Source organism: Halorientalis brevis (assembly GCF_042678165.1).
Taxonomy (GTDB): Archaea; Halobacteriota; Halobacteria; order Halobacteriales; family Haloarculaceae; genus Halorientalis; species Halorientalis brevis.
Map to the genome: position 1 here is coordinate 124,235 of NZ_JBHUDJ010000003.1, position 22,112 is coordinate 146,346.

Annotated in this window: 21 protein-coding genes and 1 tRNA gene; 12 read left to right on the top strand and 10 right to left on the bottom strand. The window is 66.8% G+C overall.

The window, feature by feature from the left end; genetic code table 11:
• Nucleotides 1–152 precede the first annotated feature (152 nt).
• Complete coding sequence (locus tag ACFR9U_RS07715; RefSeq protein WP_247375849.1) at nt 153–422, top strand: YbjQ family protein; 270 nt, start codon at nt 153–155, stop codon at nt 420–422.
• On the opposite strand, the gene ACFR9U_RS07720 is transcribed toward ACFR9U_RS07715, so the two are convergent.
• On the bottom strand, nt 353–2,806 hold the full coding sequence (locus tag ACFR9U_RS07720) for an efflux RND transporter permease subunit (RefSeq protein WP_247375847.1): 2,454 nt from the start codon (nt 2,804–2,806) through the stop codon (nt 353–355). The two genes, ACFR9U_RS07715 and ACFR9U_RS07720, sit on opposite strands and share 70 nt — an antisense overlap.
• Nucleotides 2,807–2,810: 4 nt before the next feature.
• Complete coding sequence (locus ACFR9U_RS07725) at nt 2,811–5,870, bottom strand: hypothetical protein (RefSeq protein WP_247375844.1); 3,060 nt, start codon at nt 5,868–5,870, stop codon at nt 2,811–2,813.
• A gap of 366 nt (nt 5,871–6,236) precedes the next feature.
• Here ACFR9U_RS07725 and ACFR9U_RS07730 point away from each other — a divergent pair, with 366 nt between their 5' ends.
• Entirely contained in the window at nt 6,237–6,707 is a 471-nt protein-coding gene (locus ACFR9U_RS07730) for a phosphopantetheine adenylyltransferase (RefSeq protein WP_247375842.1), read from the top strand.
• A 1-nt stretch (nt 6,708) separates the two neighbouring features.
• Here ACFR9U_RS07730 and ACFR9U_RS07735 read toward each other — a convergent pair whose 3' ends face one another.
• Complete coding sequence (locus ACFR9U_RS07735; protein WP_247375841.1) at nt 6,709–7,149, bottom strand: bifunctional nuclease family protein; 441 nt, start codon at nt 7,147–7,149, stop codon at nt 6,709–6,711.
• Nucleotides 7,150–7,224: 75 nt separating this feature from the next.
• On the opposite strand from ACFR9U_RS07735, the gene ACFR9U_RS07740 reads away from it, so the two are divergent.
• Nucleotides 7,225–7,533, top strand: coding sequence for a DUF8081 domain-containing protein (locus tag ACFR9U_RS07740; protein ID WP_247375839.1), 309 nt, complete (start codon nt 7,225–7,227; stop codon nt 7,531–7,533).
• 74 nt (nt 7,534–7,607) lie between these two features.
• Nucleotides 7,608–7,754, top strand: coding sequence for a rubrerythrin-like domain-containing protein (locus ACFR9U_RS07745; protein WP_247375838.1), 147 nt, complete (start codon nt 7,608–7,610; stop codon nt 7,752–7,754).
• A gap of 12 nt (nt 7,755–7,766) precedes the next feature.
• Here the strand turns inward: ACFR9U_RS07745 and ACFR9U_RS07750 are convergent, their stop codons facing one another.
• Nucleotides 7,767–10,100, bottom strand: coding sequence for a heavy metal translocating P-type ATPase (locus tag ACFR9U_RS07750; RefSeq protein ID WP_247375836.1), 2,334 nt, complete (start codon nt 10,098–10,100; stop codon nt 7,767–7,769).
• A gap of 202 nt (nt 10,101–10,302) precedes the next feature.
• Between ACFR9U_RS07750 and ACFR9U_RS07755 the strand changes: the two genes are divergently transcribed.
• Complete coding sequence (locus ACFR9U_RS07755; protein WP_247375834.1) at nt 10,303–10,548, top strand: hypothetical protein; 246 nt, start codon at nt 10,303–10,305, stop codon at nt 10,546–10,548.
• A 571-nt stretch (nt 10,549–11,119) separates the two neighbouring features.
• Here ACFR9U_RS07755 and ACFR9U_RS07760 read toward each other — a convergent pair.
• Nucleotides 11,120–11,204, bottom strand: a tRNA-Ser gene (locus ACFR9U_RS07760).
• A 109-nt stretch (nt 11,205–11,313) separates the two neighbouring features.
• Here ACFR9U_RS07760 and ACFR9U_RS07765 point away from each other — a divergent pair.
• Nucleotides 11,314–12,261 (top strand): AAA family ATPase, encoded by a 948-nt coding sequence (locus tag ACFR9U_RS07765; protein WP_247375832.1) that lies wholly within the window; start codon nt 11,314–11,316, stop codon nt 12,259–12,261.
• A 16-nt stretch (nt 12,262–12,277) separates the two neighbouring features.
• On the opposite strand, the gene ACFR9U_RS07770 is transcribed toward ACFR9U_RS07765, so the two are convergent.
• Both ACFR9U_RS07770 and ACFR9U_RS07775 read right to left on the bottom strand, forming a co-directional pair.
• A complete protein-coding gene (locus ACFR9U_RS07770; protein WP_247375829.1) occupies nt 12,278–13,054 on the bottom strand; it encodes an MBL fold metallo-hydrolase in 777 nt (258 codons plus the stop codon).
• Between the two features lie 67 nt (nt 13,055–13,121).
• Nucleotides 13,122–13,409: a MarR family transcriptional regulator gene (locus ACFR9U_RS07775; RefSeq protein ID WP_247375827.1), complete on the bottom strand. Its 288-nt coding sequence runs from the start codon at nt 13,407–13,409 to the stop codon at nt 13,122–13,124.
• 151 nt (nt 13,410–13,560) lie between these two features.
• On the opposite strand from ACFR9U_RS07775, the gene ACFR9U_RS07780 reads away from it, so the two are divergent.
• The 3 genes from ACFR9U_RS07780 to ACFR9U_RS07790 all read left to right on the top strand — a co-directional run bounded on the left by ACFR9U_RS07780 (nt 13,561) and on the right by ACFR9U_RS07790 (nt 15,918).
• Nucleotides 13,561–13,959, top strand: coding sequence for a PPOX class F420-dependent oxidoreductase (locus tag ACFR9U_RS07780; protein ID WP_247375825.1), 399 nt, complete (start codon nt 13,561–13,563; stop codon nt 13,957–13,959).
• Between the two features lie 272 nt (nt 13,960–14,231).
• Entirely contained in the window at nt 14,232–14,939 is a 708-nt protein-coding gene (locus ACFR9U_RS07785) for a class I SAM-dependent methyltransferase (protein ID WP_247375823.1), read from the top strand.
• Between the two features lie 76 nt (nt 14,940–15,015).
• The gene (locus ACFR9U_RS07790) at nt 15,016–15,918 is read left to right on the top strand and encodes a glycosyltransferase family 2 protein (RefSeq protein ID WP_247375820.1); all 903 of its coding nucleotides are present in this window, start codon (nt 15,016–15,018) and stop codon (nt 15,916–15,918) included.
• Here the strand turns inward: ACFR9U_RS07790 and ACFR9U_RS07795 are convergent.
• The gene (locus ACFR9U_RS07795; protein ID WP_247375818.1) at nt 15,915–17,378 is read right to left on the bottom strand and encodes a glycosyltransferase family 39 protein; all 1,464 of its coding nucleotides are present in this window, start codon (nt 17,376–17,378) and stop codon (nt 15,915–15,917) included. The genes ACFR9U_RS07790 and ACFR9U_RS07795 overlap by 4 nt on opposite strands.
• Nucleotides 17,379–17,429: 51 nt before the next feature.
• Nucleotides 17,430–18,251 carry an amidohydrolase family protein gene (locus ACFR9U_RS07800; protein ID WP_247375815.1) on the bottom strand — a complete coding sequence of 274 codons (822 nt, stop codon included), beginning with the start codon at nt 18,249–18,251 and terminating at the stop codon, nt 17,430–17,432.
• A gap of 195 nt (nt 18,252–18,446) precedes the next feature.
• Between ACFR9U_RS07800 and thsA the strand changes: the two genes are divergently transcribed.
• The 3 genes from thsA to ACFR9U_RS07815 all read left to right on the top strand — a co-directional run bounded on the left by thsA (nt 18,447) and on the right by ACFR9U_RS07815 (nt 20,890).
• Nucleotides 18,447–20,006, top strand: a complete 1,560-nt coding sequence (gene thsA, locus ACFR9U_RS07805) for a thermosome subunit alpha (protein WP_247376136.1) — start codon at nt 18,447–18,449, stop codon at nt 20,004–20,006.
• 111 nt (nt 20,007–20,117) lie between these two features.
• Nucleotides 20,118–20,453 carry a DUF7344 domain-containing protein gene (locus tag ACFR9U_RS07810; protein WP_247375812.1) on the top strand — a complete coding sequence of 112 codons (336 nt, stop codon included), beginning with the start codon at nt 20,118–20,120 and terminating at the stop codon, nt 20,451–20,453.
• 86 nt (nt 20,454–20,539) lie between these two features.
• On the top strand, nt 20,540–20,890 hold the full coding sequence (locus ACFR9U_RS07815; protein ID WP_247375810.1) for a DUF7344 domain-containing protein: 351 nt from the start codon (nt 20,540–20,542) through the stop codon (nt 20,888–20,890).
• Between the two features lie 36 nt (nt 20,891–20,926).
• Here the strand turns inward: ACFR9U_RS07815 and ACFR9U_RS07820 are convergent.
• Nucleotides 20,927–22,112 (bottom strand): DUF5059 domain-containing protein (locus ACFR9U_RS07820; RefSeq protein WP_379814092.1); only part of this gene is annotated, 1,186 nt, incomplete at its 5' end.

Consider the following 22,112-nt stretch of genomic DNA (forward strand, 5'->3'; position numbering starts at 1 on the left):
TCGCCCGTGTCGTCGATTTGCGGCCTTTTAGCGTCTCGCTGTCGGACGTGTGCGCGGTCTTTGCGGCCAGCGAAGCGTCCCGCGTGGCCGACGTTCTGTCGCTGTAACTCTGCCTGCCTTTTTACGCTCACGTCGGCGGAAGGGAAACTCGCATGGACGACGTCACGATCACGACGACAGACGGTCTGAAAGGGGAATCAGTCACGGAGTACCTCGGCATCGTCTCCGGGGAAGCGGTCATCGGCGCGAACGTGGTCAGCGACTTCGCGGCCGGTATCCGCGACATCGTGGGCGGCCGGAGCGGGTCCTACGAGAAGAAGATCGAACGCGGTTGCGAGTCGGCCCGGTCGTTTCAGCCCGTGAGACGGGCCCAGACAACGACGACAGAGGGTGTGACGAGCATGGCGGCCACGTACGAGTAGAACACGCTCAGTGCAGTAATCAGTCCGAACTGGCCGAGCACAGGCGTGAACGCCAGGACCAACACGCCGATGCCGCTGGTCGTCGTGAGCATGCTCCCGGTCACCGCGCCCCCGGTCCCGCGCACTGTCCGTTCCAGGGCCGGGATCACGTCCCCCTGGCCGCTCGGGTCGTACTCGTCAGTGAACCGGTGGACGATGTGCGCCGAGTAGTCGATGCCCAGGCCGATGGTGATCGAGAGGATCGTCGCGGTCAGCGCGTTGAACGGGACGCCGAACAGTCGCATCGACCCGGCGATGAACGTCACGGCCACGAGGATCGGGACGAGGTTGACGAGACCGAGCGTCGCGTCGTCGACGAGGAGCTTGTACACCGCGAGGAGAAAGAGCGCGGTCAACAGCAGCGCCACGGCGAGGCTCTGGATGGCAGAGCGGAAGATGATGTCCGAGATGGACTGAAAGACGACGGTCTCGCCGGTCGCGGTCGCCTCGAACCGGTAGCGGTCGGCCACGCGTCTCGCGTCGGCCGTCACGTCGGACTGCGCCGCGTCGGCCTCCGTGGTGTAGACGACGCGGGCGCTCCGGCGGTCGTCGGTGATGTAGCGGAGCGCCCGGTCGCGAACTGGCGAGGTGAGCAGCGCGTCGTACACCGTCGCCAGGTTGTCTTCGGGAACGCCGTCGGCGTCGGGGTCGTTCCGGGCGACGAGCCGCGCGAACGAGTTCGACTGGTCGGCGTACTGGCGGATGACGGTGACGACGCTCTCGGTCTGGGCCGTGCGGTTCGCGGCGACGATGGCGTCCGGTGGGTCGCGCTGCGCTCGCTGGAACGACTCGAGCGCGAAGTCCTGCTCGAGGGGGCCTTCGACGTAGATCGTCACTCTGTCCTCGGCTGCGAAGTCGAAGTTTTCTTCCAGGAAATCGATGGTTCCCGTCACCGTGTACTCCGACGGCGCGAACGGTTCCGGCAGCGAGTCGTAGACCGCTGGCGTCTCCGCCGGCGGCAGGAAGTCCTCGTCGGAGAAGGAGGTGTCGACGCCGGTGGCGTAGGCGGCCACGCCGGTCGAAACGACCGCCAGCACTAGCAGGAACGCGACCGGCTGGCGTTTCGCGATCGCGACGCCACCGGTGAGCACGCGAGCGAGGCGCGACCCCTCCTGGCCGAGCGGTTCGTCGCTGAACGCCGGGAGCGACCGTCGCTCCCGCGCTCGGTCGGCGAGCGCCTTCAGCGCGGGCAGAAAGAGCCCGAAGATCAGGAACGTGAAGACGATGCTGACGGCTGCGACCAGGCCGAAGTCGCGGATCGGCGCGAGGGCGCTGGTGAGGTTGGCGCTGAACCCGACGACGGTGGTGCCGGTGACGATCGCGAAGGCCATGAGCAACTGCTCGAAGGCAGTCCGCAGCGCGCGTGCGGCGTCCACGCCGGCCACTCGCTCTTCCCGGTAGCGGTTGATCGTGTGGATGCCGAAGTCGATCCCGACCGCGAGGATGAGCGGCGGCACAGCGATGAGCAACTGCGTGAACGGGACGCTGGCCAGACCCATGAAACCGAACGTCCACACCAGCGCCATCGCGAGCGCCAGGACCGACAACAGGAGGTCGATCGGGTCGCGAAACGAGAGGACGAGAAAGAGGAGAATGAGGGCTAGCGCGGCGGGCACGACGAGCAGCAGCGAGTCCCCGACGACGGTCGAGAACTCCTCGGCGACGATTCCCGACCCGAACACCGTGATGGCCGCGTCGACCGGGGCGACGGCGGTCCGCGCACGCACCTGGATCGGCTGCAACGGGTCGGTCTCGCTGGCGCCCGACGACGCGTCGGTGCTCACCGGGAGTTCGTGAGTGACAACCGCGATGGTCGCCGACGCGCTCGCGGATCGGGGATTGAAGTCGTCGCTCAGTCGGCTCCGAAAGGCCGGATCGGTCGCAGCCGCCGTCCGGACTGCGGCCCTGATCTCGGCCGCGGTCGCGTTCTCGATGACGTCGATCTCGTCCTCGGTCGTCCGCGCCGTGGGGTCGATCGTAGTCGCGACCGTCCCGGCAGCACTCCCCGTCGAGGCGACGCGGAGCGACTCCTCTCGCTCCAGGCGGTCGATCGCCCGGAGCATCGCCAGCAGCTCCGCTTTCGTGAGGACGTTCCGGCCGCGCTGGACGAGTTGCGTCGTCTCGTTCCCGGAACTGAACGCGGGCTCGAAGTTCTCGGTCACGGCGTCGAACGCCTCCTGTGCGGGGGTCGCCTGGGTGAACTGGCTGGTGCCCGCTTCGGTCGAGACCGCCCCGAGGCCGAGCGCGAACACGACCGTCACGACGAGGAACGCAGCGACGACGGTGCGAGAGCGCTCGACGACCCAGGTTGCGACCCGGTCCAGGGATTGACTGCCGTCCGCCATGGCGCTACTGCTGGCGGTGCCAGAGGTATCCGCCGGCGATCGGGAGGAGGACGCCCATCACTGCGGCGGTCACCGACAGCACGTCGCCGAGCAGTCCCCCGTCGGACTCGGTCACGTTCACGCCGACCTGGTAGGTGTCGGAGAGCTTCGTCTCGCCGTCCGGTTCCTCGTACTGGAAGTCGATCTTGAGCGGGAAGGTCTTGGGACTCGCGTCGCCGCTGGCGCTGACGTCGAACGACAGCCGAACTGTCTCGTTCGGGCCGAGCCTGGAGACGAACGCCTGGTCGTCGTCGCTGCTCAGCGGCTCCGTGACGAACACCTTCGCGTTGACGTTCCGAAGCGTGTAGTCGCGGTTGTTGCTGATCACGAGCGTCACGGTCCCGGTCGATCCGGCTCGGACAGTCGCGCTGGCCGGTGCGACGTCGAACTCGTCGGTTTCGGGGCCGACCACCACCCGAACCGGGATCGTGTCGCTCTGTCGGCGATCGTCGTCGGCGTCGCGGTAGCTGACCCGAAACGCCAGCTGCCTGGGTCCGGGCTCGGCGTTCTCGCGAACGTCGATGGGGAAGGAAAACCGGGTCGAACTGCCGGCGGCCAGCCCGTCGACGGCGAACTCCGCCTCACGCGGATCGACGTTCTGGGAGCCGTTTTGCAGTCTGAGGACGCCGTTCGTGACGTTCCGGGGGCCGACGTTCGTCAGTCGGCCGCGGACGACGCCCTCTTCGCTGACGCTGAGGGTGCTCGTCACGTTTCCGATGCGGAACTCCTGCTCTTGGGCCGGTGTGACGCCGAACCGTATCGGGTCAGAGCGGTTCGTGTCGCCGTCCTCGTCGGTGTAGCCGACGGTGGCGACCAGCGGGTAGGAGTCGGCGGTCGCGTCGGCGCCGAGTTCGGCGGGGACCGTGACGGTTTCGTCGTCGCCGTCGTCCCAGTCGCCGACGAACCGGGAGGCGTTCTCGCCATCGCCGATCGTCAGGTCCTCGTTCGGCGATCGGATCGAGACGCGCGCGTCCGTGAGGTCCTCGTCGAGTTCGTTGGTCAGAGTGAGGTCGATCGTGCCGTCCATGCCGACCTGCAGGGTCTGCTCGACGTCGTCGAAGTCGAACGCGGCGTCCTCGTCCTCGACGTCGACAGACGCCAGGAGCGTCTCGCTCCCCCGCGGGTCGCCGTTCTCGTCGAGATACTGGACGACGAACTCGAACTGCCGCGCGCCCGGCTCGGCGTTCTCGGCGACGCGCACGGGGAAGGTAAACTCCTCGTCGTCGCCGTCGTCGAGGTCGCCCAGGACGAACTCGTCCCGCTGGGGGACGACGTCGTCGTCCGGCGATTCGATGCGCAGGACGGCGTCGGTCGCGGCCTCGGGTCCCTCGTTCGAGAGTTCGCCGGTGATCGTCCCCGTCTCGCCGACGCTGAGCGGCCCCTCCACGTCGTCGAGTTCGAACTCCTGCTCGTCGTCCGGCGTCACGCCGAACGCGAACCGCTGGGAGCGCCGACGGTTCCCGTCGTCGTCCGTGTAGCGAACGACCGCGGTGATCGCGTAGTCTTGAGGGACTGAGCCGTTCCTCGCCGTCACCTGGAAGGAGACCTCCTCCTCGTCGCCGGCGTCCCAGTCGCCCACGTAGCGGACGGTCCGGTTTGAGCTGTCGACGCGGAGCTTCCTGTTGCGGGAGATGAACCGGACTGCCGCGTCGGTCACGTCCTCGTCGCCGACGTTTTCGATGTCAACCTCGACGGTGTCCGTCTCGCCGGGCTGGACGTCTGCGTCGACCGAGTCCACTTCGAATCTGGCTTCCTCGGTGACCACCAGCTCGACCGTTTCGGAGATCGTCTCGGTCTCCGTGTCGGCGGCGTCATCGCCGGATTCGTCGACGTACTCGTACTCGACCTCGACGTCCAGATCGTACGTGTCCGCGTCTGCGTCGCCCGGCACGACGATCTCGAAACCCGCCTGGGCTGTGTCGCCGCTCTGGAGGGCACCCAGTCCGACCGTTCCCCCGCGAACCTCGATCGGTGACCCGCCGTCTTCGAGCGTCACCTGCACGTTACTGGCGGTTCTGACGCGGTCTTCGTCCGCGGGGTCGGCGTTCGCGTCGGTGACGTCTAACTCGCCCGAATTGACGACCTGCACCGCGAACTGCCGTCGGTCGCCCGGGGCTGCCGTCCGGTTGGGAGCGAACACCGAGATGTCCGGCTCACCCTCGACGACCGTCGGTTCCTCCCCTTCTTCGTCAGTTTCGCCGTTGTCGTCTCCCCCGTCATCTCCCGCGTCGCCGTTGCCATTGTCGTCCTCCCTGCCATCCCCCGCGGCGCCATTGCCGTTGTCGTCCGCAGCGTCGCCGTTGCCGTTGTCATCTCCCGCGTCGCCGTTGCCGTTGTCATCTCCCGCGTCGCCGTTGCCGTTGTCGTCCGCAGCGTAGCCGTTGCCGTTGTCGTCCGCAGCGTAGCCGTTGCCGTTGTCATCTCCCGCGTCGCCGTTCCCATCCGCTGTTTCTTCTTCAGCCGCGTCTCCGGTCCCGTTTCCGTCGGCTGCCCCGTCGTCGCCGGTGTCTCCGTTGCCGTTCTCGGCATCACCAGTCCCGTCGTCACCTCCCCGGTCGCCAGTGGTTCCGCCGTCGTCGGTCCGAGTCGCAGTCGTGGTCTGAGCGCTGTCAGGAGCACCTGTCGACGGCGTTGCCGCGTCCGTTCCTCGTCCTGGCGTTCGCTCGTCTGCCGTCGCTGTCGATGGTGCCCCTTGCGTCGTCGTTCCCTGGCTGTCTTCGGGTGTTCTCTCGTCTCCAACTCCTGTCGTCGGCTTCTCGCCGTTTCCGGTTTCTCGGTCGTCGCCAGCGTGCTCGCTCGTCCCTGTCGTCGCTCCTGTCTCGATGGTGGTCGAGACCGGACCGTCGGTTCCCGGTTTCCCGCTCTCGACGCTGGTGGTGGCGTGTTCCTCGGTGTGTTCGGTGCCGTGTTTCTCGCCGTGACCCTCGTCGCCGCCGAACACGTTAGTCTGGGTCGCTGTGACGGCGAGGCCGACCGCGTTAGCCACGATCACCAGCAGGACGACGAACGTGGGGATGCGGTCCATCCTGGTGGCCGTCACCCACGCCCGCCGTTTGCGGCGGGGTGTGGCGGCACCCGAATGGCAGTGTCTGGTACGCACTGGCGATTCGACACGATCGCTCGGAGCCTCGACCGACGGGGAGGGCACCGGCCGTCACGGTGGACGGAGTCGACTCCGAGGACTGTGCCTGAAACCATTGATTGCGTGGGACCTGTCTCAGGACGCCCGTTAGTATGCGCTCGCTTCGCTCCGGTTAGCGACACGGTACCCGGGTCATGCGCGCCGTTCCGCACAGAAGAGAGACGCTAGTCACCCGTCTCCGTCAGGCTGGGAGGGGGACGCCCCGTTGGAAGACCCCTGTTGAAGTGAGTGGCCGGCCCATCGTCTGCCATGACCGAGACGCGTGTCGCGGTTGCGGGAACCTTCGGCCCGCTTCACGATGGACACCGAACGCTCCTGCGGACGGCACTGAAATACGGTGACGGGGGACTCGTCGTCGGCGTGACCAGCGACGAGTTCGCGCGGTCGTCCCGAACGCGTGCGGTCCCGGCATTCGAGGACCGGACGACCGCCGTCGAGACGGCGCTCCGGGAACAGGACGAGTGGGGCCGGGAGTGGGAGATCCGGGAGCTGACGAGCGAACACGGGATCGTCACGGAGGAACCGGCCGTCGACGCGCTGGTCGTCTCGCCGGAGACGGCCGTAGAGCTCGCAGCGATCAACGAACGGCGGCGAGCCAGAGGATTCGAACCGCTGGAGGGCATCGTGGCACCGTACGTCCTTGCCGCGGACGGCGAACGCATCTCCTCGACGCGAATCGTCAACGGCGAGATCGACGAACACGGGAACCTGCGTCAGTGACTCACTCGGCGCCCTCGACGTCGAACTCCTCGGGGGACCGTCCGGCGTCGTCGAGCACCTCGTCCGAGACGAGGATCGGGCAGTCGACCCGGAGGGCGAGGGCGATGCCGTCGCTCGGGCGGCCGTCGAAGACCAGTTCCTTGCGCTCGCCGCCGTGATACTGCTCGGCGTCGATCTTCGCGTAGAAGGTGCCGTCGGCGAGGTCGTCGATCCGGACGCGGTCGATGGCACCGCCGAACTCTGCGACCATCTGGACGAACAGGTCGTGGGTGAGCGGGCGGTCGAACGGCTCGCCGTCGAGCGCCAGTTGCATCGACTGTGCCTGGTCGCTGCTGACGAAGATCGGAAGCAGTTCGTCGCGAGCGCGCAGGACGACGACCGGCGCACCCGATCCCTCCTCGCCGACGCCAACACCGACACCCTCGACGGTGGCCTCGTTCATGGAACACAGTACGTCGGGAAGGTATGAAAAGATACCCCGCGCCCCTCCGGGCGTGTCACCGAGCGTCCGAAGTATGTGGAGTTCGTAGCGACGCTCGTGACTGGCTCGGGGTACGTCGTCGAGATCAAGCCTTCCGCGCGGCGGAGTTGCCCCGCGGTGGGGACGTGGGTCAACACGCAGGGGTCAGTGCGCCGCTTCGAGACGAAACCCCTCGCACGAGCGTGGGCGCGGACGGTCAGCGGTCCCCACGCGACCGTCTGGATTCAGGACGCCGCCCCGACCGACGACCGCGACGTCGACGGCTATCTCGTGGGCGGTGACCGCCGCGGACGCCCACGCGCAGGAGGCGACACCGCAGCACAGGCGGAACTCGCTCGGTACTGACGGCTCTGTCTGGTCGTGTTGTCAGTCCCGTGACCCACGCGCGATTAAAACGCGTCCACCGTGAAGTGCTAGCGATGCACGTTCCAGACCCCTACCATCCCGAGCCACCCTACGTCTACGAGTGTACGGCCTGTGCGATCCGGCTCCGTGCCGAGCACCAACCGGAGTTCTGCCCGGACTGCGGCGGGCAGATGGCCGACCTCAGCGTCCCGCGCGAGTGATCTCGTCGGGCCTCACTCCAGCACGTCGTCGGGTTCCAGTCGGGCGAGCCGCATCGCGTTGCCCGTGATCGCGGTGGTCATTCCCACGTCGCCGATGAGGACGGCGTGGATGACGCCGACCAGGCCGACCGGAATGCCGAGCGCGAGCAACGCCTTCACGCCGAGCGACCCCCAGATGTTCTGGCGGATGACGCCGTTGCCGGTCTGGGAGAGGTCGGCCAGATACGGGAGTCGCGAGAGGTCGTCGCCCAGCAGTCCGACGTCGGCCGTCTCGATGGCCGTGTCCGAGCCGGCCGCGCCCATCGCGACGCCCACGTCGGCCGTCGCCAGCGCCGGAGCGTCGTTGATCCCGTCGCCGACCATCGCGACCGTGCCGTACGCCGCCTGGAGTTCCTCGATCGCGTCGACTTTCTGCTCGGGGAGCAGCCCGGCCTTGAACTCCGAGACGCCGACCTCCTCGGCGACGGCGCGAGCAGTCCCCTCGTTGTCGCCGGTGAGCATGACGGTGGTCAGCCCGCGCTCTTCGAGCGCCTCGACCGCTCGGGTGGCGTCCGGCCGGACCGTGTCGCCGACGGCGATGAGCCCCTCGACCTCGTCTTCGGTACCCACCACGACGACGGTCTTCCCTTCGGCCTGGAGCCGCGGGATTGTGTCCTCGACGAGGTCCAGACAGCCCTCGCGGTCGCACAGCCGTCGCGCGTCTTCCGGCAACTCGCCCGCACTCGTGGTGAAGTGGACGTGGCTCAGATCGAAGCCCAACTCGTCGAACAGCGCGGGCTTCCCCGCGTAGTGGGTGTGGCCGCCCAGCTCCGCGCGCACGCCCTGACCGGTGAGGCTCTCGAAGCCGTCCACGTCGCGGTCCCCGTCGGAAACGCCCTCGGCGTCGGCGTGGCCGACGATGGCCTCGGCGATGGGATGTTCGCTCCGGGTTTCGAGGCCGCGCGCGCACTGGAGCACGTCGCCTTGGTCGTTGCCGTTCAGCGGGACCACGTCGGTCACGCGAAGCTCCCCCGTGGTCAGAGTCCCCGTCTTGTCCAGCGCGACGGCGTCGACCTCGCCCATCCGTTCGAGGTGGTCGCCGCCCTTGATGAGCACGCCGTTGCGGGCCGCGCTCGTGATGCCAGACACCACCGTGACGGGCGTGCTGATGACGAACGCGCAGGGACAGGCGATGACGAGGAACGTAATGCCCCGCACGAACCACTCGACGGCCGAGAGGCCAAAGAGGAGCGGCGGGACTGCGGCGGTCAGGATCGCCGCGGCGACCACGACCGGCGTGTAGTAGCTCGCGAACCGGTCGACGAACTGCTCGCGTTTGGTCTTGCGCTCCTGGGCGCCCTCGACGAGTTCGATGACGCGCGCGAGCGTGCTGTCGTCCGCGGCCGCAGTCACCTCGATCTCCAGGTAGCCGTTCTCGTTGATGCTGCCGGCGTACACCTCGTCGCCCACCGCCTTGTCCACCGGAACGCTCTCGCCGGTGATCGGGGCCTCGTTGACCGCGCTCTCGCCCTCGATCACGTCGCCGTCGAGCGGCACCTTCTCGCCTGGTTCGACGACGACGGTTTCGCCCACCGCGACGTCGTCGGCCGGGACCTCGGTGAGGTCGCCCTCGCGCCTGACCAGCGCGGTCTCGGGCGAGAGTTCCAGCAGTTCACCCAGTGAGTTGCGCGCCCGGTCGACGGCGTAGCGTTCCAGCAGTTCGGCGACGTTGAACAGCACCGCGAGCGACGCCGCCTCGATGAACAACTGCTCTGCGGTGAACAGCGAGACGCCCGTGGCGCCCAGCACTGCCACGCTCATCAGGAAGTCGATGTCGAGACTCAGGTTCTTCGCGGAGTAGTAGCCGTTCCGGAGGATGACCTGTGCACCGACGGCGATCGCGACCAGCAGGACCCCGTCGGCGACCGTCAGCCCCTGGCCGAACGGACTCGCGACTACCTCGTTGAGGCCCGGGACCAGGAACCGAACGACGAGCGCGACCACGAGCAACACGGCGCTGACGGCCGTCTTGATCGCTCTCGGCGTTCGCCAGACTGGTTCCGCCGGCGCGGGGCCGGCAGCCATCTCCTCGTCGTCTGCCGTCACACCCGTCACGTCGTAGCCAGCGTTCTCGACGGCGTCGACGGCCGCCGTGCGCACCTCGTCGCTCCCGTCGTAGCCGACTGTGACCCGACCGGTCGCGGGACTGAGATCCGTCTCCTGCGCCCCTTCGACCCCGTCGAGGGCGTTCTCCACTTTCCCGGCGCACGAGGGACAGTCCATGCTCGGGACCTGGAGCTGGAGCTCTGCCCCGTCCGGCGGCTCGGGGCTGTCGTCCGACTCCGCACGTCCATCTTCGGCGCTCATTATCCCACTCTACCAACTCCCGAGTTATTAATATCGCTGTTACAATCGCGGGATTTGATGTCTGTCGCTAGCATCGGCTGACTCGTGAGTTAATAACTCGGCGCGGTCTCTGTCGGGACGGTTCGCGATGGTCGGTTCTCGAAGGCGGATGTCGCGAGTGCGACAACGCGGTGTTTTTCTATGCGGACGCCGAATCCGTGGTATGACCGAATCGGTGACAGCGGACGAGGAACTCAACCGGAAGCAGGCCGTGCTCGCGGTGCTGCCGTTCCTGTTCATCGGACTCTCATGTCTCGGGCTCATCCTCGCCTGGGGACTGGACGCGCTCTGGGGATTCCTCATCCTCCCGCCGATCCTCTTCATCTGCGTCCTGGCGTACATCGCCTTCCGGTCCGGGTTCGCCCGGGACCGGACGGGCGACGTGAACCCCGAGGCGAACCAGCGATAGGCGCGCACCGCCTTTCCGGAACCGCCTCAACCGGCTCGGCCGACCGGTGCGGGATTCGAACCACGCGGAGACGGTCACTCGCTACGCTCGTGCTGTGGCTCCGCTCGTTCGTATCTCTCGACGGAGTCTCCACTCGACAGGTGGTTCGCTGAGAAGCGCCGAGGAGGAGATTATGAACTACGCGGAGACGATCGTGCTCGCTCCGTTCGCACGCTGCGACTCCTCTCATTCAAATCTCTTGCTGTCGCACACAGCTCACCGAACGAGCGACACGCAGAGCGGTCGCTCGTAATGTAGTTCGCTGAGAAGCGCCGAGGAGGAGATTGTGAACTACGCCCAGACGTGCTCGTTTCACTGCGCGCGTCTGGTCTCATTCAAATCTCTTGCTGTCGCTCACAGTTCACCGAACGAGCGACACGCAGAGCGGTCGCTCGGACTCTGGTTCGCTGAGAAGCGCCGAGGAGGAGATTTGAACTACGCGAACATGCTCTCTCCCTTCGGTCGAGCGTGCGTGTTCTCTCGTTCAAATCTCTCGACTGCGTTTCCACTTGCCGGGTGGCTTGTGGAAAAACGCCGAGGAGGAGATTTGAACTCCTGAGTCCGTGAGGACAGTTGCTTTCGAGGCAACCGCCTTGGCCAGGCTAGGCTACCTCGGCTCATCAAATCGTACGACGGTGGGTGGTTTGTAGGTTACGGTTCCGACCGACAGGTACGCAAAATGCCCCTAGTCGAATCCCATATACGGCTGGTCGTGGACAAGCGGGTATGGAAGTCGCAGATGCGAGTTCCGCCCTCGAATCGGTCCTCGACGAAGTCGGGTCGGCCGTCGTCGCCGACCGCGAGTTCCTCGAAACCGTCCTCCTCGGAATCACCAGCCGCGGGCACGTCCTCCTCGAGGACGTTCCCGGTACCGGAAAGACTCTCACCGCCCGGAGCGTCGCCGCCGCGCTCGGGCTGTCCTTCTCGCGCATCCAGTTCACGCCGGACCTCCTCCCGGCCGACGTGACCGGGACGAACATCTACAACGAACGCGACGGCACCTTCCAGTTCTCGGAAGGGCCGATCTTCGCCAACGTCGTGCTGGCCGACGAGATCAACCGCGCCCCGCCCAAGACCCAGAGCGCCCTCCTCGAAGCCATGGGCGAAGGCCAGGTCACCGTCGACGGCGAGACCCACGAGCTGCCGCGGCCCTTCTTCGTGATGGCCACGCAGAACCCCGTCGAGATGGAGGGCACCTTCGAGTTGCCCGAGGCACAGGTCGACCGCTTTGCGGTGAAGACGGCGATCGGCTACCCCGACGAGGACGGCGAGGTCGAACTCCTCCGGCGTCGCCGCAGCCGGGAGTCGAAAAGTCCCTCCGTGAACGCCGTGCTCAGCCCCGAGGAGGTGCGCGCGCTCCGGACGACGCCGGAGGACGTCCACGTCGAAGACGACCTGCTGGAGTACATGGCGGCGATCGCCCGCGGTACGCGAGAGGATCGCCGCGTCGACGTGGGCGTCTCCCCGCGCGGGACCCAGCGGCTGTTCGAGGCGTCGCGCGCCCGTGCGGTGATCGTCGGCCGGGACTTCGTGACGCCGGACGACGTCAAGGTGGTCGTCGGGTCGGTGTTGGCGCACCGGCTAGTGCTCACGCCCGACGCACGCGTGGACAACGTCGATCCGACCGCGATCATCGCCGATGTGCTCGACGAGATTCCGGTCCCCACCGTCTGATCGCGGCGACCGCCGGCTACGCGAGAGCGGCCCGATCGCCGTCCCACACCAGGTCGCCCTCGACTGCCAGCTTCTGGAGGTGACACCGGACGGTCGCCCGTGCCAGGTCACGGACGCCGCCGAGGTCCTTGTCGTAGGCCGCGTCCAGGATCTCGTCGATCGTTTCGGCGCCGCTCTCGACGGCGGCCAGGATGCGCGCCTCGCGCTCGATCCGATGAACGACGAGCCGTTCGAGCGTTCCCCGGGCGTCCTCGATGGTCGGCCCGTGGCCGGGATAGAGCGCCTCGGGGTTCTGGGCGTGCACTCGCCGGAGGCTAGTCAGGTAGGCGCGCATGTCGGCGTCCGGCCCACCCACGACGACGCTGCCGGCGGCGACGGCCAGATCGCCGACGACCGCGCCGGCGTCGCACTCGAAGGTGACGTGCTCGGGTGCGTGGCCGGGCGTGCCACGGACGCGCACCGCTCCCTGGTCGGTGTCGATCGTGGTGCCGTGTCGGAAGGTCCGGTCGGGACTGACGCCCGTTGTCGATTCGAACCGGTCGGCGTGGGCCGCGTGTGCCCAGACGGTCGCGTCGCAGCGGTCGGCGTAGGTCGCGACGGCGCCGACGTGGTCCGGGTGGTGGTGCGTGACCGCGACGTGGGTCACAGCGCAGTCGCTGACGGCGTCGTCGAGGGGGTCCGTGCTGTCGGCAGGATCGACCAGCAGCGCGCTGTCGCTGCCGAGGAGATACGCGTTCGTCCGGCCGCCGGGACCGCGCGTCGTGGTCTCGACGGGTACCCGGGTGACGTCCATACCCACCCCCATGGGTGCGCCGGGCAAATGTCCGGCGGTCAGGTCACCGTCCGCGTGAGTGAGCCGGTCAGCTGTTCAGGTAGTAGACCTGCTTGCGCGCGTCGTGGAAGCTGTAGCGCGACCCGACGAGGTCCGACTCTTCGAGCCGGTTCAGCGCGTACCGGACTGTGCGGTCCGGGAGCAGGGACTCCTCGGCGAGCTGCCCCTGCGACAGCGGCGAACTCCCTTCGAGCACCTTCGCGACGAGCTTCGCGCTCGGCGGTAGTTCGCGGAGCTGATTTCTGAAGTCCGGGTCCGCGAGCGGACTGTCTTCACCCTTCCCCTGATTCGAGCCATCCTCTGGCGTCGTGCTCATATTCCCACATTTCACCCCGGTACTGGTAAATCTTGGCTACATGTGTGACAAAACAATACGAATAAATAAGTGCATATTATGCCTCCTTATACAAACATGGGTGACATAATTTGCCGGAACCGATAACCCGCTGGCTTCCGTTGGTTCCGGTATGCAGGTCCCTGACTCGTTCCGTGACCTGTTCGATAAGCAAACATTCGCCCACGTCTCGACGATCCTGCCGGACGGGTCGCCACACGTCACGCCAGTGTGGATCGACTACGACGAGGACGCCGGGCACCTGCTGTTCAACACGACGCGCGGGCGGCGCAAGGAGCGCAACCTCCGGGCGAACCCGGACGTCGCCGTCAGCATGACCGATCCGGACGATCCGTACCGGTTCCTCTCAGTCCTGGGCGAGGCCGTCGAGTTGACCGAGGACGGTGCCGTCGATCACATCAACGACCTCGCCCGGCGGTACATGGACGTCGATGAGTATCCGAACCTGGACACCGAAGAGGGGGCTCGGGTCATCGTCCGCATCGAGCCCGAGCGGGTCGTGACGAGCTAATCGGTCCTCGCAGACGGTTCTCGCTGTCCGTGGCGGCGATAACTTCCCAGCGGGGACTCACACTCCGGACAGTGAACCAGCAGCAGGCGGTCGGTTTCGTGGCGGACGAGCTCCGCGGGACTGAACTCACAGCCGCAGTGCTTGCAGGTCGGCATTCCATTCCTACAGACGGGCCAGGTCCGCAAACCAGTTCTTGGCAGTGACTCCCGAAGTGGTCACCAGTTCGTTTCAGTATCGTTTTATTCCCCCGGGGTCGGAACTACCATAAGAGCGTGAAGGGCCAGGAGTGGTATCAGGAAGACGACATCGCCGAGGAGTACGAGGAGAAGCGGTTCTCCCGGGGCGGCCGGTTGATCGACCGGCGTGAAAAACAGGCCGTGCTCGACGCGATCGGGCCGGTCCAGGACAAGGACGTACTGGAGATTGCCTGCGGGACCGGTCGGTTCACGGTCATGCTGGCCGAGCGCGGTGCCGACGTGGTCGGCCTGGACATCTCCGGACCGATGCTCCAGCAGGGGCGACAGAAGGCACGCCACGCCGGCGTGGCCGACCATCTGGAGTTCATGCGCGGTGACGCCGGGCGACTGCCGTTCCCGGACGACAGCTTCGACACCGTCATGGCGATGCGGTTTTTCCACCTGGCAGACCAGCCGGCGTCGTTCCTCTCTGAGATGCGCCGCGTCTCCCGTGACCAGGTGTTCTTCGACACGTTCAACCGGTTCACGACGCGGTCGCTGTACAACTGGGCGCTCCCGATGGGATCGCGCCTCTACTCGCGGTGGGAAGTGTCCCGGCTGCTCGACAGCGCGGGCCTGTCGCTGAAGGAGGCCGATCACGACTTCGCCTTCCCGTACGGGCTGTACCGTCAGATCCCGAACCAGCTCGCGAGTACGTTCCGCGACATCGACAGGACGCTCATCAAATCGCCGCTCGGCAAGCGGCTCGCATCCGTGTCGTACTGGAACGCGCAGGTTCCGTGACCGACCGGTACGTATGCTATCGTTTCGCGCGAGCACGTCGCGAGTTTTTTAGGGTTCCGGAGGGGTATCGAGGGGTATGAAGCTCTCGGTGGTCGTCCCGACGCTCAACGGCAGGGACCAGTTAGCGGGCTGTCTGGACGCGCTCGCCGAGCACGCGCCGGACGCCGAAGTGGTCGTCGTCAACGGACCGTCGGCCGACGGCACCACGGGCATGGTCCGCGACCGTGACGACGTGGACGTCCTCGTCGAGATCGCCGACCGCGGACTCAACGTGGCTCGCAACGCCGGGATCGACCGCGCCACCGGCGACGTCGTCGCGCTGCTCAATCACGGCCTCTCCGTCGAGGAGGGCTGGACGGACGCCCTCGTCTCCGCCATCGCGGAGGCCGACGTCGTTTCGGGACCGACCCACCGCGAACTCAAAACCGGACTGACTACCGAGAGCGTCGAGACGCGGACGATCAAGGGGCGAACGGTCACGTACTTCAACGGCGACAACGCTGCGTTCTCCCGGGCGGCGCTCGACGCGCTCGACGGGTTCGACGAGTACCTTCAGACCGGCGGCTCCAGAGACGCCGCACATCGGCTGGCAGGGATAGACTACGAGGTGGTCTGGGAGAGCGACATGTGCGTCCGAAGCGAGTACGGGACCGACGGCGGCGTCGCCGAGACCGACTGGAACTGGAAGTACCGAGCGCTGGCGTATCGGCTCGCGAAGAACTACGGACTGCGACCGACTGTCGTCGCCCGGATGATCGGTCACGGCGTGCGTGACGCCGGCAGCACGCTCCGTGACGTAGCCAAGGGGAACGCGACTCCGTCCTCGTGGTTCGGAAACGGTCGCGACGTGCTGACTGGCATGGGGACGGGTCTGAAGGACGGCCTCGTCGCGCGGTTCACGGACCGGTCGTCGCGACGCAACCCGCGCGGGCGCTCACGCCGGTCGGATCGAGCGGTGACCGTCTACGACTGGCGCTAACTTCTGTCGTCCGACTCGTTGGCGAACAGGTACAGTTCGACGCCGAAGTAGTCGCGGTGCCGGACCACGTCTCGACCGTCGTCCACGGCGTCGAGTACGCGCTGTTTCTCGCCGGGATGGAACCAGATGTGGGTGAGGACGAGCCAGACGCGGTCGCTGCCGTGTGTCAGCCGCTGGAACTCCGTCGCGTTCGTAACCGGCCCACCGCCCGGCGCGGGGCCGGCCACCGCGTCCTCGACTGTGACGTCTGACCGCGACCAGTAGTGATCGAACGCCTGACGGCCGACGTCGTCTGTCACGATGACGACGTCGCCGGGCTCGGCGTGTGTCTCGATCTCGGCGGTCACCGCGTCCCACTCCTCTTTCTGCGGGGTCGTGTAGTAGTGGCCGACTGCCGGCACCATCGCGGCGATCAGCAGTCCGGCGAGGGCGTATCGCGCGTGCCGGCGTTCGAGGCTCGTAATTCCGAGCGCGACGGCGAGGAACCACGCGGGCGAGGCCGCGATCGTGTAGCGGTCCCAGAACAGCGGCGTCAGGAGGTACGAGACCGCCACGAGCGCGAGGACGGGCACGAGCATCCAGGCCACGAGGAGGACGCGGTCGCGGTCCAGCGTCCGGAACGCGAGCAGGACGGCGACGACCACGAGGACGCCGACGAGCATCGCGGCGGGCGTGGCGGTCGTCGAGAAGTACTCGTGGACCGTCCAGACGACGTCCGCCGGCGTCGGCGGGGCGATGAAGTCGAAGCCGTCGACGGCGCTCCGGGCTTTCAGGACGCCGAGCGCGAGGACCGGCGTGAGCAGGCCCCAGCACGCGAGATGGGTCCGCTCCAGCGTCGAGAACTCCCCGGGACGCCAGCCACCGCCGGACCGCCAGCGGTCAGCCACGAGAGCGAGCCCCTGGGCGACGACGACCAGAAACCCGAAGGGGTGGAGCGCCACCGTCAGCATCGTTCCCGTGACGTACCCGGCGACGTTGGCACGGGAGGGCGTCTCGCGGAGGCGGAGCAGAAACAGGAACGACAGCAACGTCGTCGCGGTCAGGAAACTGTACATCCGCGTCTCCTGAGCGTAGTAGAGGTGGAACGGCGAGACGGCGAGCACGACCGTCGCCACCAGGCCGGTCTCCCGGTCGAACATGTGCCGTCCCACGAGATAGATGAGCGGCAGCGAGATGATGCCGAAGACGGCCGAGGGTGCGCGGAGGGCCGTCTCGGACGTGCCGGCGACGGCCGTCCAGCCGTGGAGAAGGACGTAGTACAGCGGGAGGTGTGGTTGTTTCGCCGGAATGACCCACAGCAACTCGGGAAACCCGTACGTCGTGGCGAACCGGAGGGTGATGATCTCGTCCACCCACAGGCTCTCGGCACCCAGGGCGTACAACCGTAACAGCGAGCCGACCAGCACGACTGCCGCAACCGCGAGCAGGTGCCGGTCGATCCGAGCCGTGTCGTCGCGCACGAATTGTCGGTCTGCCAGTCACCGTGATGTCAGTTCCGAAATCACTCGGTGCTACTCGCCGCCGGACGGCCCGAGCTCCTCGATGACGCGGGACGGGTTCTTCGAGAAGACCTTGCGCATGGAGTCCTCGGGTACGTCCAGGGTCAGGATCTCCATCACGGCGACGTCGGGGTGCGTGTTGGGCGCGCCGCTGCCGAAGAGGACGCGGTCGGGGTGTTCCATGATAGCTCGTTCCATCGGGTCGCGAAACCTGACGAAACTCGTGTCGAGATAGCAGGCCTCGTGGTCGTCGAGCAGGTCGATGGCGCGTTCGGCCAGGTCGCGATTCAGCGGATAGCTGCCGAAGTGTTCGATGACGACCGGGAAGTCGTAGCCCAGCAGGTGGTCGGCGACGGCACTGGGCGGGAACCGCTCGCCGCCGTGAACCAGCACCGGTAGGCCGACCGCTGCCAGTTCTTCGAGGACCGTCTCGTCCGGGAGGCCGTCGGCGGCCGGGTGCAGTTTGAACCCGGCGAACCGGTCGTCGTACGCGTACTGCTCGATGTCCGCGGGAGAGGTGTGTTCCTCGTCGCGCGAGGACGCGAGGTTTCGGAGGCGTGCGCCGGGGCTCGACCCCGGGTCGCGGACGCCGTTGATGCGTGCGAAGGCGACGAACGGCCGGCCGACGCTCATTCTGGCGACGGCGTTGTTTGCCTTGAGATAACTCCCCTCGCGCGGGCCGGGGAACACCACGGACCGGACGACGCCGGCCTGGTGCATCTCCCGTTCGATGGTTTCGGGGTCGCCGGTCTGGCGGTCCGGCCGCCTGGTCTCGTCCGGTTCCAGGCGGGTGTGGACGTCGACGACGCGAAACCCGTGCTCCAGTTCGAGCATCCACCCGTGGCATGGAGTGGTCCTGTAATAACGGTTGCTTCACCGCTGTCACCTGGCTCTGGCCGACCCCAAGCCTGAAACGGCGCCCTCCCGAACTCTGTCGTATCCCGTCGCCGTCTCTCAGTTTCAGTGGGTTAGTAACTTTTATATAGAACCGCTTACCATCATCTTATGACTATGTCCCAACAGCGACGGATGGGCGGCCAGCCCATGTTCATTCTCAACGAGGATTCCCAGCGGACCGAGGGGAAGGACGCACAGACATCGAACATCGCAGCCGGCAAGGCGGTCTCGGAGTCCGTACGGACGACGCTCGGGCCGCGCGGGATGGACAAGATGCTCGTCTCCGACGCTGGCGACGTCGTCATCACGAACGACGGCGCCACGATTCTCGACGAGATGGAGATCGAGCACCCCGCGGCCCAGATGATCGTCGAGGTCGCCCAGACCCAGGAAGACGAGGTCGGTGACGGGACCACGACGGCCTCGGTCCTGGCGGGCGAACTCCTCAAGCAGGCCGAGGACCTGCTCGACGACGACGTCCACCCGACGACTATCGTCGAGGGGTATCACGAAGCCGCACAGCTGGCCCAGGACTCCATCGACGAGGGAGTCCTCGACGCCGACGTCGACGAGGAGACGCTCCTGAAAGTCGCCGAAACCTCCATGACCGGCAAAGGGACCGGCGACGTCGCCGCCGAGGACCTCGCCAAGACCGTCGTCGGCGCCGTTCAGCACGTCGAAGCCGACTCCGGCGTCGTCCGCGACAACATCACCGTCCGGACCCAGACCGGCGGCTCCTCCTCCGCGACGGAGCTCGTCGAGGGCGTCATCGTCGACGAGGAGCCCGCTCACGAGAACATGCCCCGCTCGGTCGAAGACGCGACCATCGCGGTCGTCGACAACGACATCGACCTGAAGGAGTCCTCGATCGACGCCGAGTACAACATCACCGACGTCGACCAGCTCGACCAGGCCATCTCGGCCGAGGAAGAGGAACTGCGCGGCTACGCGGACGCGCTCGCCGACCTCGACGTCGACGTCGTGTTCGTCACCGGTGACATCGAGGACCGCGCGGCGGCCTACCTCGCGAAAGAGGGCATCCTCGCGTTCGAGAGCGTCGGCGACGACGACGCCAAATCCATCGCCAGCGCGACCGGTGCGTCCCGCGCCGGCTCCGTCGAGGATCTCGACGAGGACGACCTCGGCGAGGCAGACGAAGCGCACGTCGAGAAGTTCGGCGACGACGAACTCGCCTTCATCGAGGGCGGCACGGCCGCTGAGTCCGTCACTGTCTTCGCTCGCGGTGGCACCGAACACGTCACCGACGAACTGGAGCGCGCTCTCAACGACTCGCTGGACGTCGTCACCGCCGCCCTGGACATGGGCGGCGTCGTCCCCGGCGCCGGCGCGACCGAGATCGCCATCGCCGATCAGATCCGCAACAGGGCGGCCAGCATCGAGGGTCGCAAGCAGCTCGCCGTCGAGGCCTTCGCCGACGCCGTCGACGTGCTCCCGCGCACGCTCGCCGCGAACACGGGTATGGACCCCATCGACGCGCTGGTCGACCTCCGCTCCGAGTACGAGAGTGAAGGCATCGCCGGCCTCATCTCCGAGGGTCAGACCGGTGTCGTCGGGAACCCGATCGAGCACGGCATCCTCGACCCCGCCGCCGTCAAGCAGGAAGCCGTCGAGTCCGCGACCGAAGCGGCGACGATGATCGTCCGCATCGACGACGTCATCTCCGCGGAGTAACCGGCCGAAGTCCACTTCGTTTTTTGCAGTTACTGGTTTCTGAGCGTTGTCGCCGCGAGCCTGCATAGGCAGGCACGCTGCCTACACGTGCCGCGAGCGATAGCGACGGGGATGGCGAAGATCGATTCCTTCATCGAAGCTGTCGCAGCGTGGCCGCGACGCACGATCTGTGCGTACCTGCTGAACAGTTCGGAGGACCTGTTTACGTTCGAGGAACTTCTCACGCATCTCGTGACCGAAGCTCGGACAGCGCCCGCCGACGTGCGGCCCCCGTCGACGAGACGCGCCGACCTGGCGCGTCGATTGCGCAGCGAGTACCTCCCGCGACTCGCCAGCGAAGACGTCATCGAGTACGATCGGAACGCGAATCTCGTCAGGCCCGGGCCTGCACTCGCAACCATCGAGACGGTTTTCCCCACCCTGGAGTCCGAGTTCCCTCGACCCTGACGACCGCGATGTCTCGCCGGCCCATCGGCTCGGCCCAAACTAGTCAGGCATGGGGCCTACTTGTACTGACGGCCAACACTCTCTCGATGTCGAACTTCGATGCTGCCCTCGAAGCACTCGCCGACTGGCAGCGCCGAACCCTCTGTGAGTACCTCCTGAACAGGTCGGACGAGCTGTACACTTACGAAGAGGCCCTGACGCATCTGGAGACGGAGGCCCGGGACGCCGTGGACGACGTCGGATCGCCGTCTGTTCGGACCGGCGATATCGAACACCGATTACATCACGTTCACCTGCCGAAACTCGCTGATGCGAACGTCATCAAGTACGATACGGAAGAGCGGCTGATCCGACCTGATCGGATGCTCTCGACCGTCGAGCAGATCATGGACGCCCTCGACGACGACGGCGGCGTTCTGCAGGAACCCTGCCCGTAAAATCGATCCAAACCAGCAGGAAAGGAAACCGAACGGTTACGCTTCGACGACGATGGTGCCTTTCATCCCCATTCCCTCGTGAGGGATGCAGAAGTACTCGTGCGTGCCCGTCGTCTCGAAGGTGTGGACGTAGGACTGTCCGGTCGAAATCGCGCCCTTCACCGTACCGCTGTCCTCGTCCCACCCCTCGCGGGCTGCCGACTCCGAGTCGAAGCCGCCCGAGGCCCAGTACTCGGCGCCCGACGGGATCTCGTCCTCGTAGGCGGTGACCGAGTGCGGTTCGCCGCCGGCAAACTCGAAGGCGACCGTGTCGCCCTTCTCGACGGTGAGTTCCTTCGGCTCGAAGGAGATCGGCTTGGATTTGACGACGTGGTCGGCGTCGCTCGGTACGCCTTTCTGGACGTTCGGACCACCCTCGTAGGTCGTCTCGTGGCCGCTCCTCTCGCCGCTCTCGCTGATCGGCGACTTCCCGAGCGCTCCGACGACGGCGAACTGCCCGCGCTGCGTGGCGTTCGCGAAGGCGCTGGCGGTCCCGCGAACGTCACCGTTCTCGCCGAGAGCGGTCGAGAACGCATCGAGCTTGCTCTCGAAGGTCTCGTATGCGCCCTTGTCGGCTTCTTCGAGCGTCTCGTGGATACCACCGTCGTTGGCTTCGAAGCTCTTGAACACGTCGTCGACGACCGTCGCGGCCGCGCCGCCGAACGAGCCGCCGGCTGCGTTCACGACGGCGTACGCGGCAGCGACCGCGTCGCCGTAGAACGTCGTCGCGGCCCCGTACGCGTCACCGCCGCTCTGGGCGGCAGAGCCGACCGCGCTCAGGTCGGACTCGAAGCTCTCGTAGGTCGCGCGGTCTGCTTCTTCGAGCGCCTCGTGGAAGCCGCCGGCGCCCCCCTCGAAGTACTGGAGTGCCGACTGGGTGATCGCCTTCCCGCGGCTTCCCTCGTCGAGGGCGGCCAGCGCGGCCGCGTCGAACCCGCGAGCGGCCATGTAGCTGGATTCCGCGGCACCGACCTGTGCGGCCGACCCCGCGGTCGTCATGTAGCCGAGGAGTTCGTCCATGACCTTCGTCGCGTTGGTCTCGACGGCGCCGTCGTTGCCGTTCGACATGGCCGTCTGCAGCGAAGAGATCGCCGACTCGAAGGACTCGTAGATCTCCTCGTCGGTCGACTCGACGGCCTCGTGGAGGCCGGCCTCGTCGGCCTCGAACCGCTCGAAGACGTCG

Excerpts from the sequence above, each read along its gene's own strand:
- ACFR9U_RS07715 (WP_247375849.1), top strand. The coding sequence starts at position 153 with ATGGACGACGTCACGATCACGACGACAGACGGTCTGAAAGGGGAATCA.
- ACFR9U_RS07720 (WP_247375847.1), bottom strand. The coding sequence starts at position 2,806 with ATGGCGGACGGCAGTCAATCCCTGGACCGGGTCGCAACCTGGGTCGTC.
- ACFR9U_RS07725 (WP_247375844.1), bottom strand. The coding sequence starts at position 5,870 with ATGGACCGCATCCCCACGTTCGTCGTCCTGCTGGTGATCGTGGCTAAC.
- ACFR9U_RS07730 (WP_247375842.1), top strand. The coding sequence starts at position 6,237 with ATGACCGAGACGCGTGTCGCGGTTGCGGGAACCTTCGGCCCGCTTCAC.
- ACFR9U_RS07735 (WP_247375841.1), bottom strand. The coding sequence starts at position 7,149 with ATGAACGAGGCCACCGTCGAGGGTGTCGGTGTTGGCGTCGGCGAGGAG.
- ACFR9U_RS07745 (WP_247375838.1), top strand. The coding sequence starts at position 7,608 with ATGCACGTTCCAGACCCCTACCATCCCGAGCCACCCTACGTCTACGAG.
- ACFR9U_RS07750 (WP_247375836.1), bottom strand. The coding sequence starts at position 10,100 with ATGAGCGCCGAAGATGGACGTGCGGAGTCGGACGACAGCCCCGAGCCG.
- ACFR9U_RS07755 (WP_247375834.1), top strand. The coding sequence starts at position 10,303 with ATGACCGAATCGGTGACAGCGGACGAGGAACTCAACCGGAAGCAGGCC.
- ACFR9U_RS07765 (WP_247375832.1), top strand. The coding sequence starts at position 11,314 with ATGGAAGTCGCAGATGCGAGTTCCGCCCTCGAATCGGTCCTCGACGAA.
- ACFR9U_RS07770 (WP_247375829.1), bottom strand. The coding sequence starts at position 13,054 with ATGGACGTCACCCGGGTACCCGTCGAGACCACGACGCGCGGTCCCGGC.
- ACFR9U_RS07775 (WP_247375827.1), bottom strand. The coding sequence starts at position 13,409 with ATGAGCACGACGCCAGAGGATGGCTCGAATCAGGGGAAGGGTGAAGAC.
- ACFR9U_RS07780 (WP_247375825.1), top strand. The coding sequence starts at position 13,561 with ATGCAGGTCCCTGACTCGTTCCGTGACCTGTTCGATAAGCAAACATTC.
- ACFR9U_RS07790 (WP_247375820.1), top strand. The coding sequence starts at position 15,016 with ATGAAGCTCTCGGTGGTCGTCCCGACGCTCAACGGCAGGGACCAGTTA.
- ACFR9U_RS07800 (WP_247375815.1), bottom strand. The coding sequence starts at position 18,251 with ATGCTCGAACTGGAGCACGGGTTTCGCGTCGTCGACGTCCACACCCGC.
- thsA (WP_247376136.1), top strand. The coding sequence starts at position 18,447 with ATGGGCGGCCAGCCCATGTTCATTCTCAACGAGGATTCCCAGCGGACC.
- ACFR9U_RS07810 (WP_247375812.1), top strand. The coding sequence starts at position 20,118 with ATGGCGAAGATCGATTCCTTCATCGAAGCTGTCGCAGCGTGGCCGCGA.
- ACFR9U_RS07815 (WP_247375810.1), top strand. The coding sequence starts at position 20,540 with ATGTCGAACTTCGATGCTGCCCTCGAAGCACTCGCCGACTGGCAGCGC.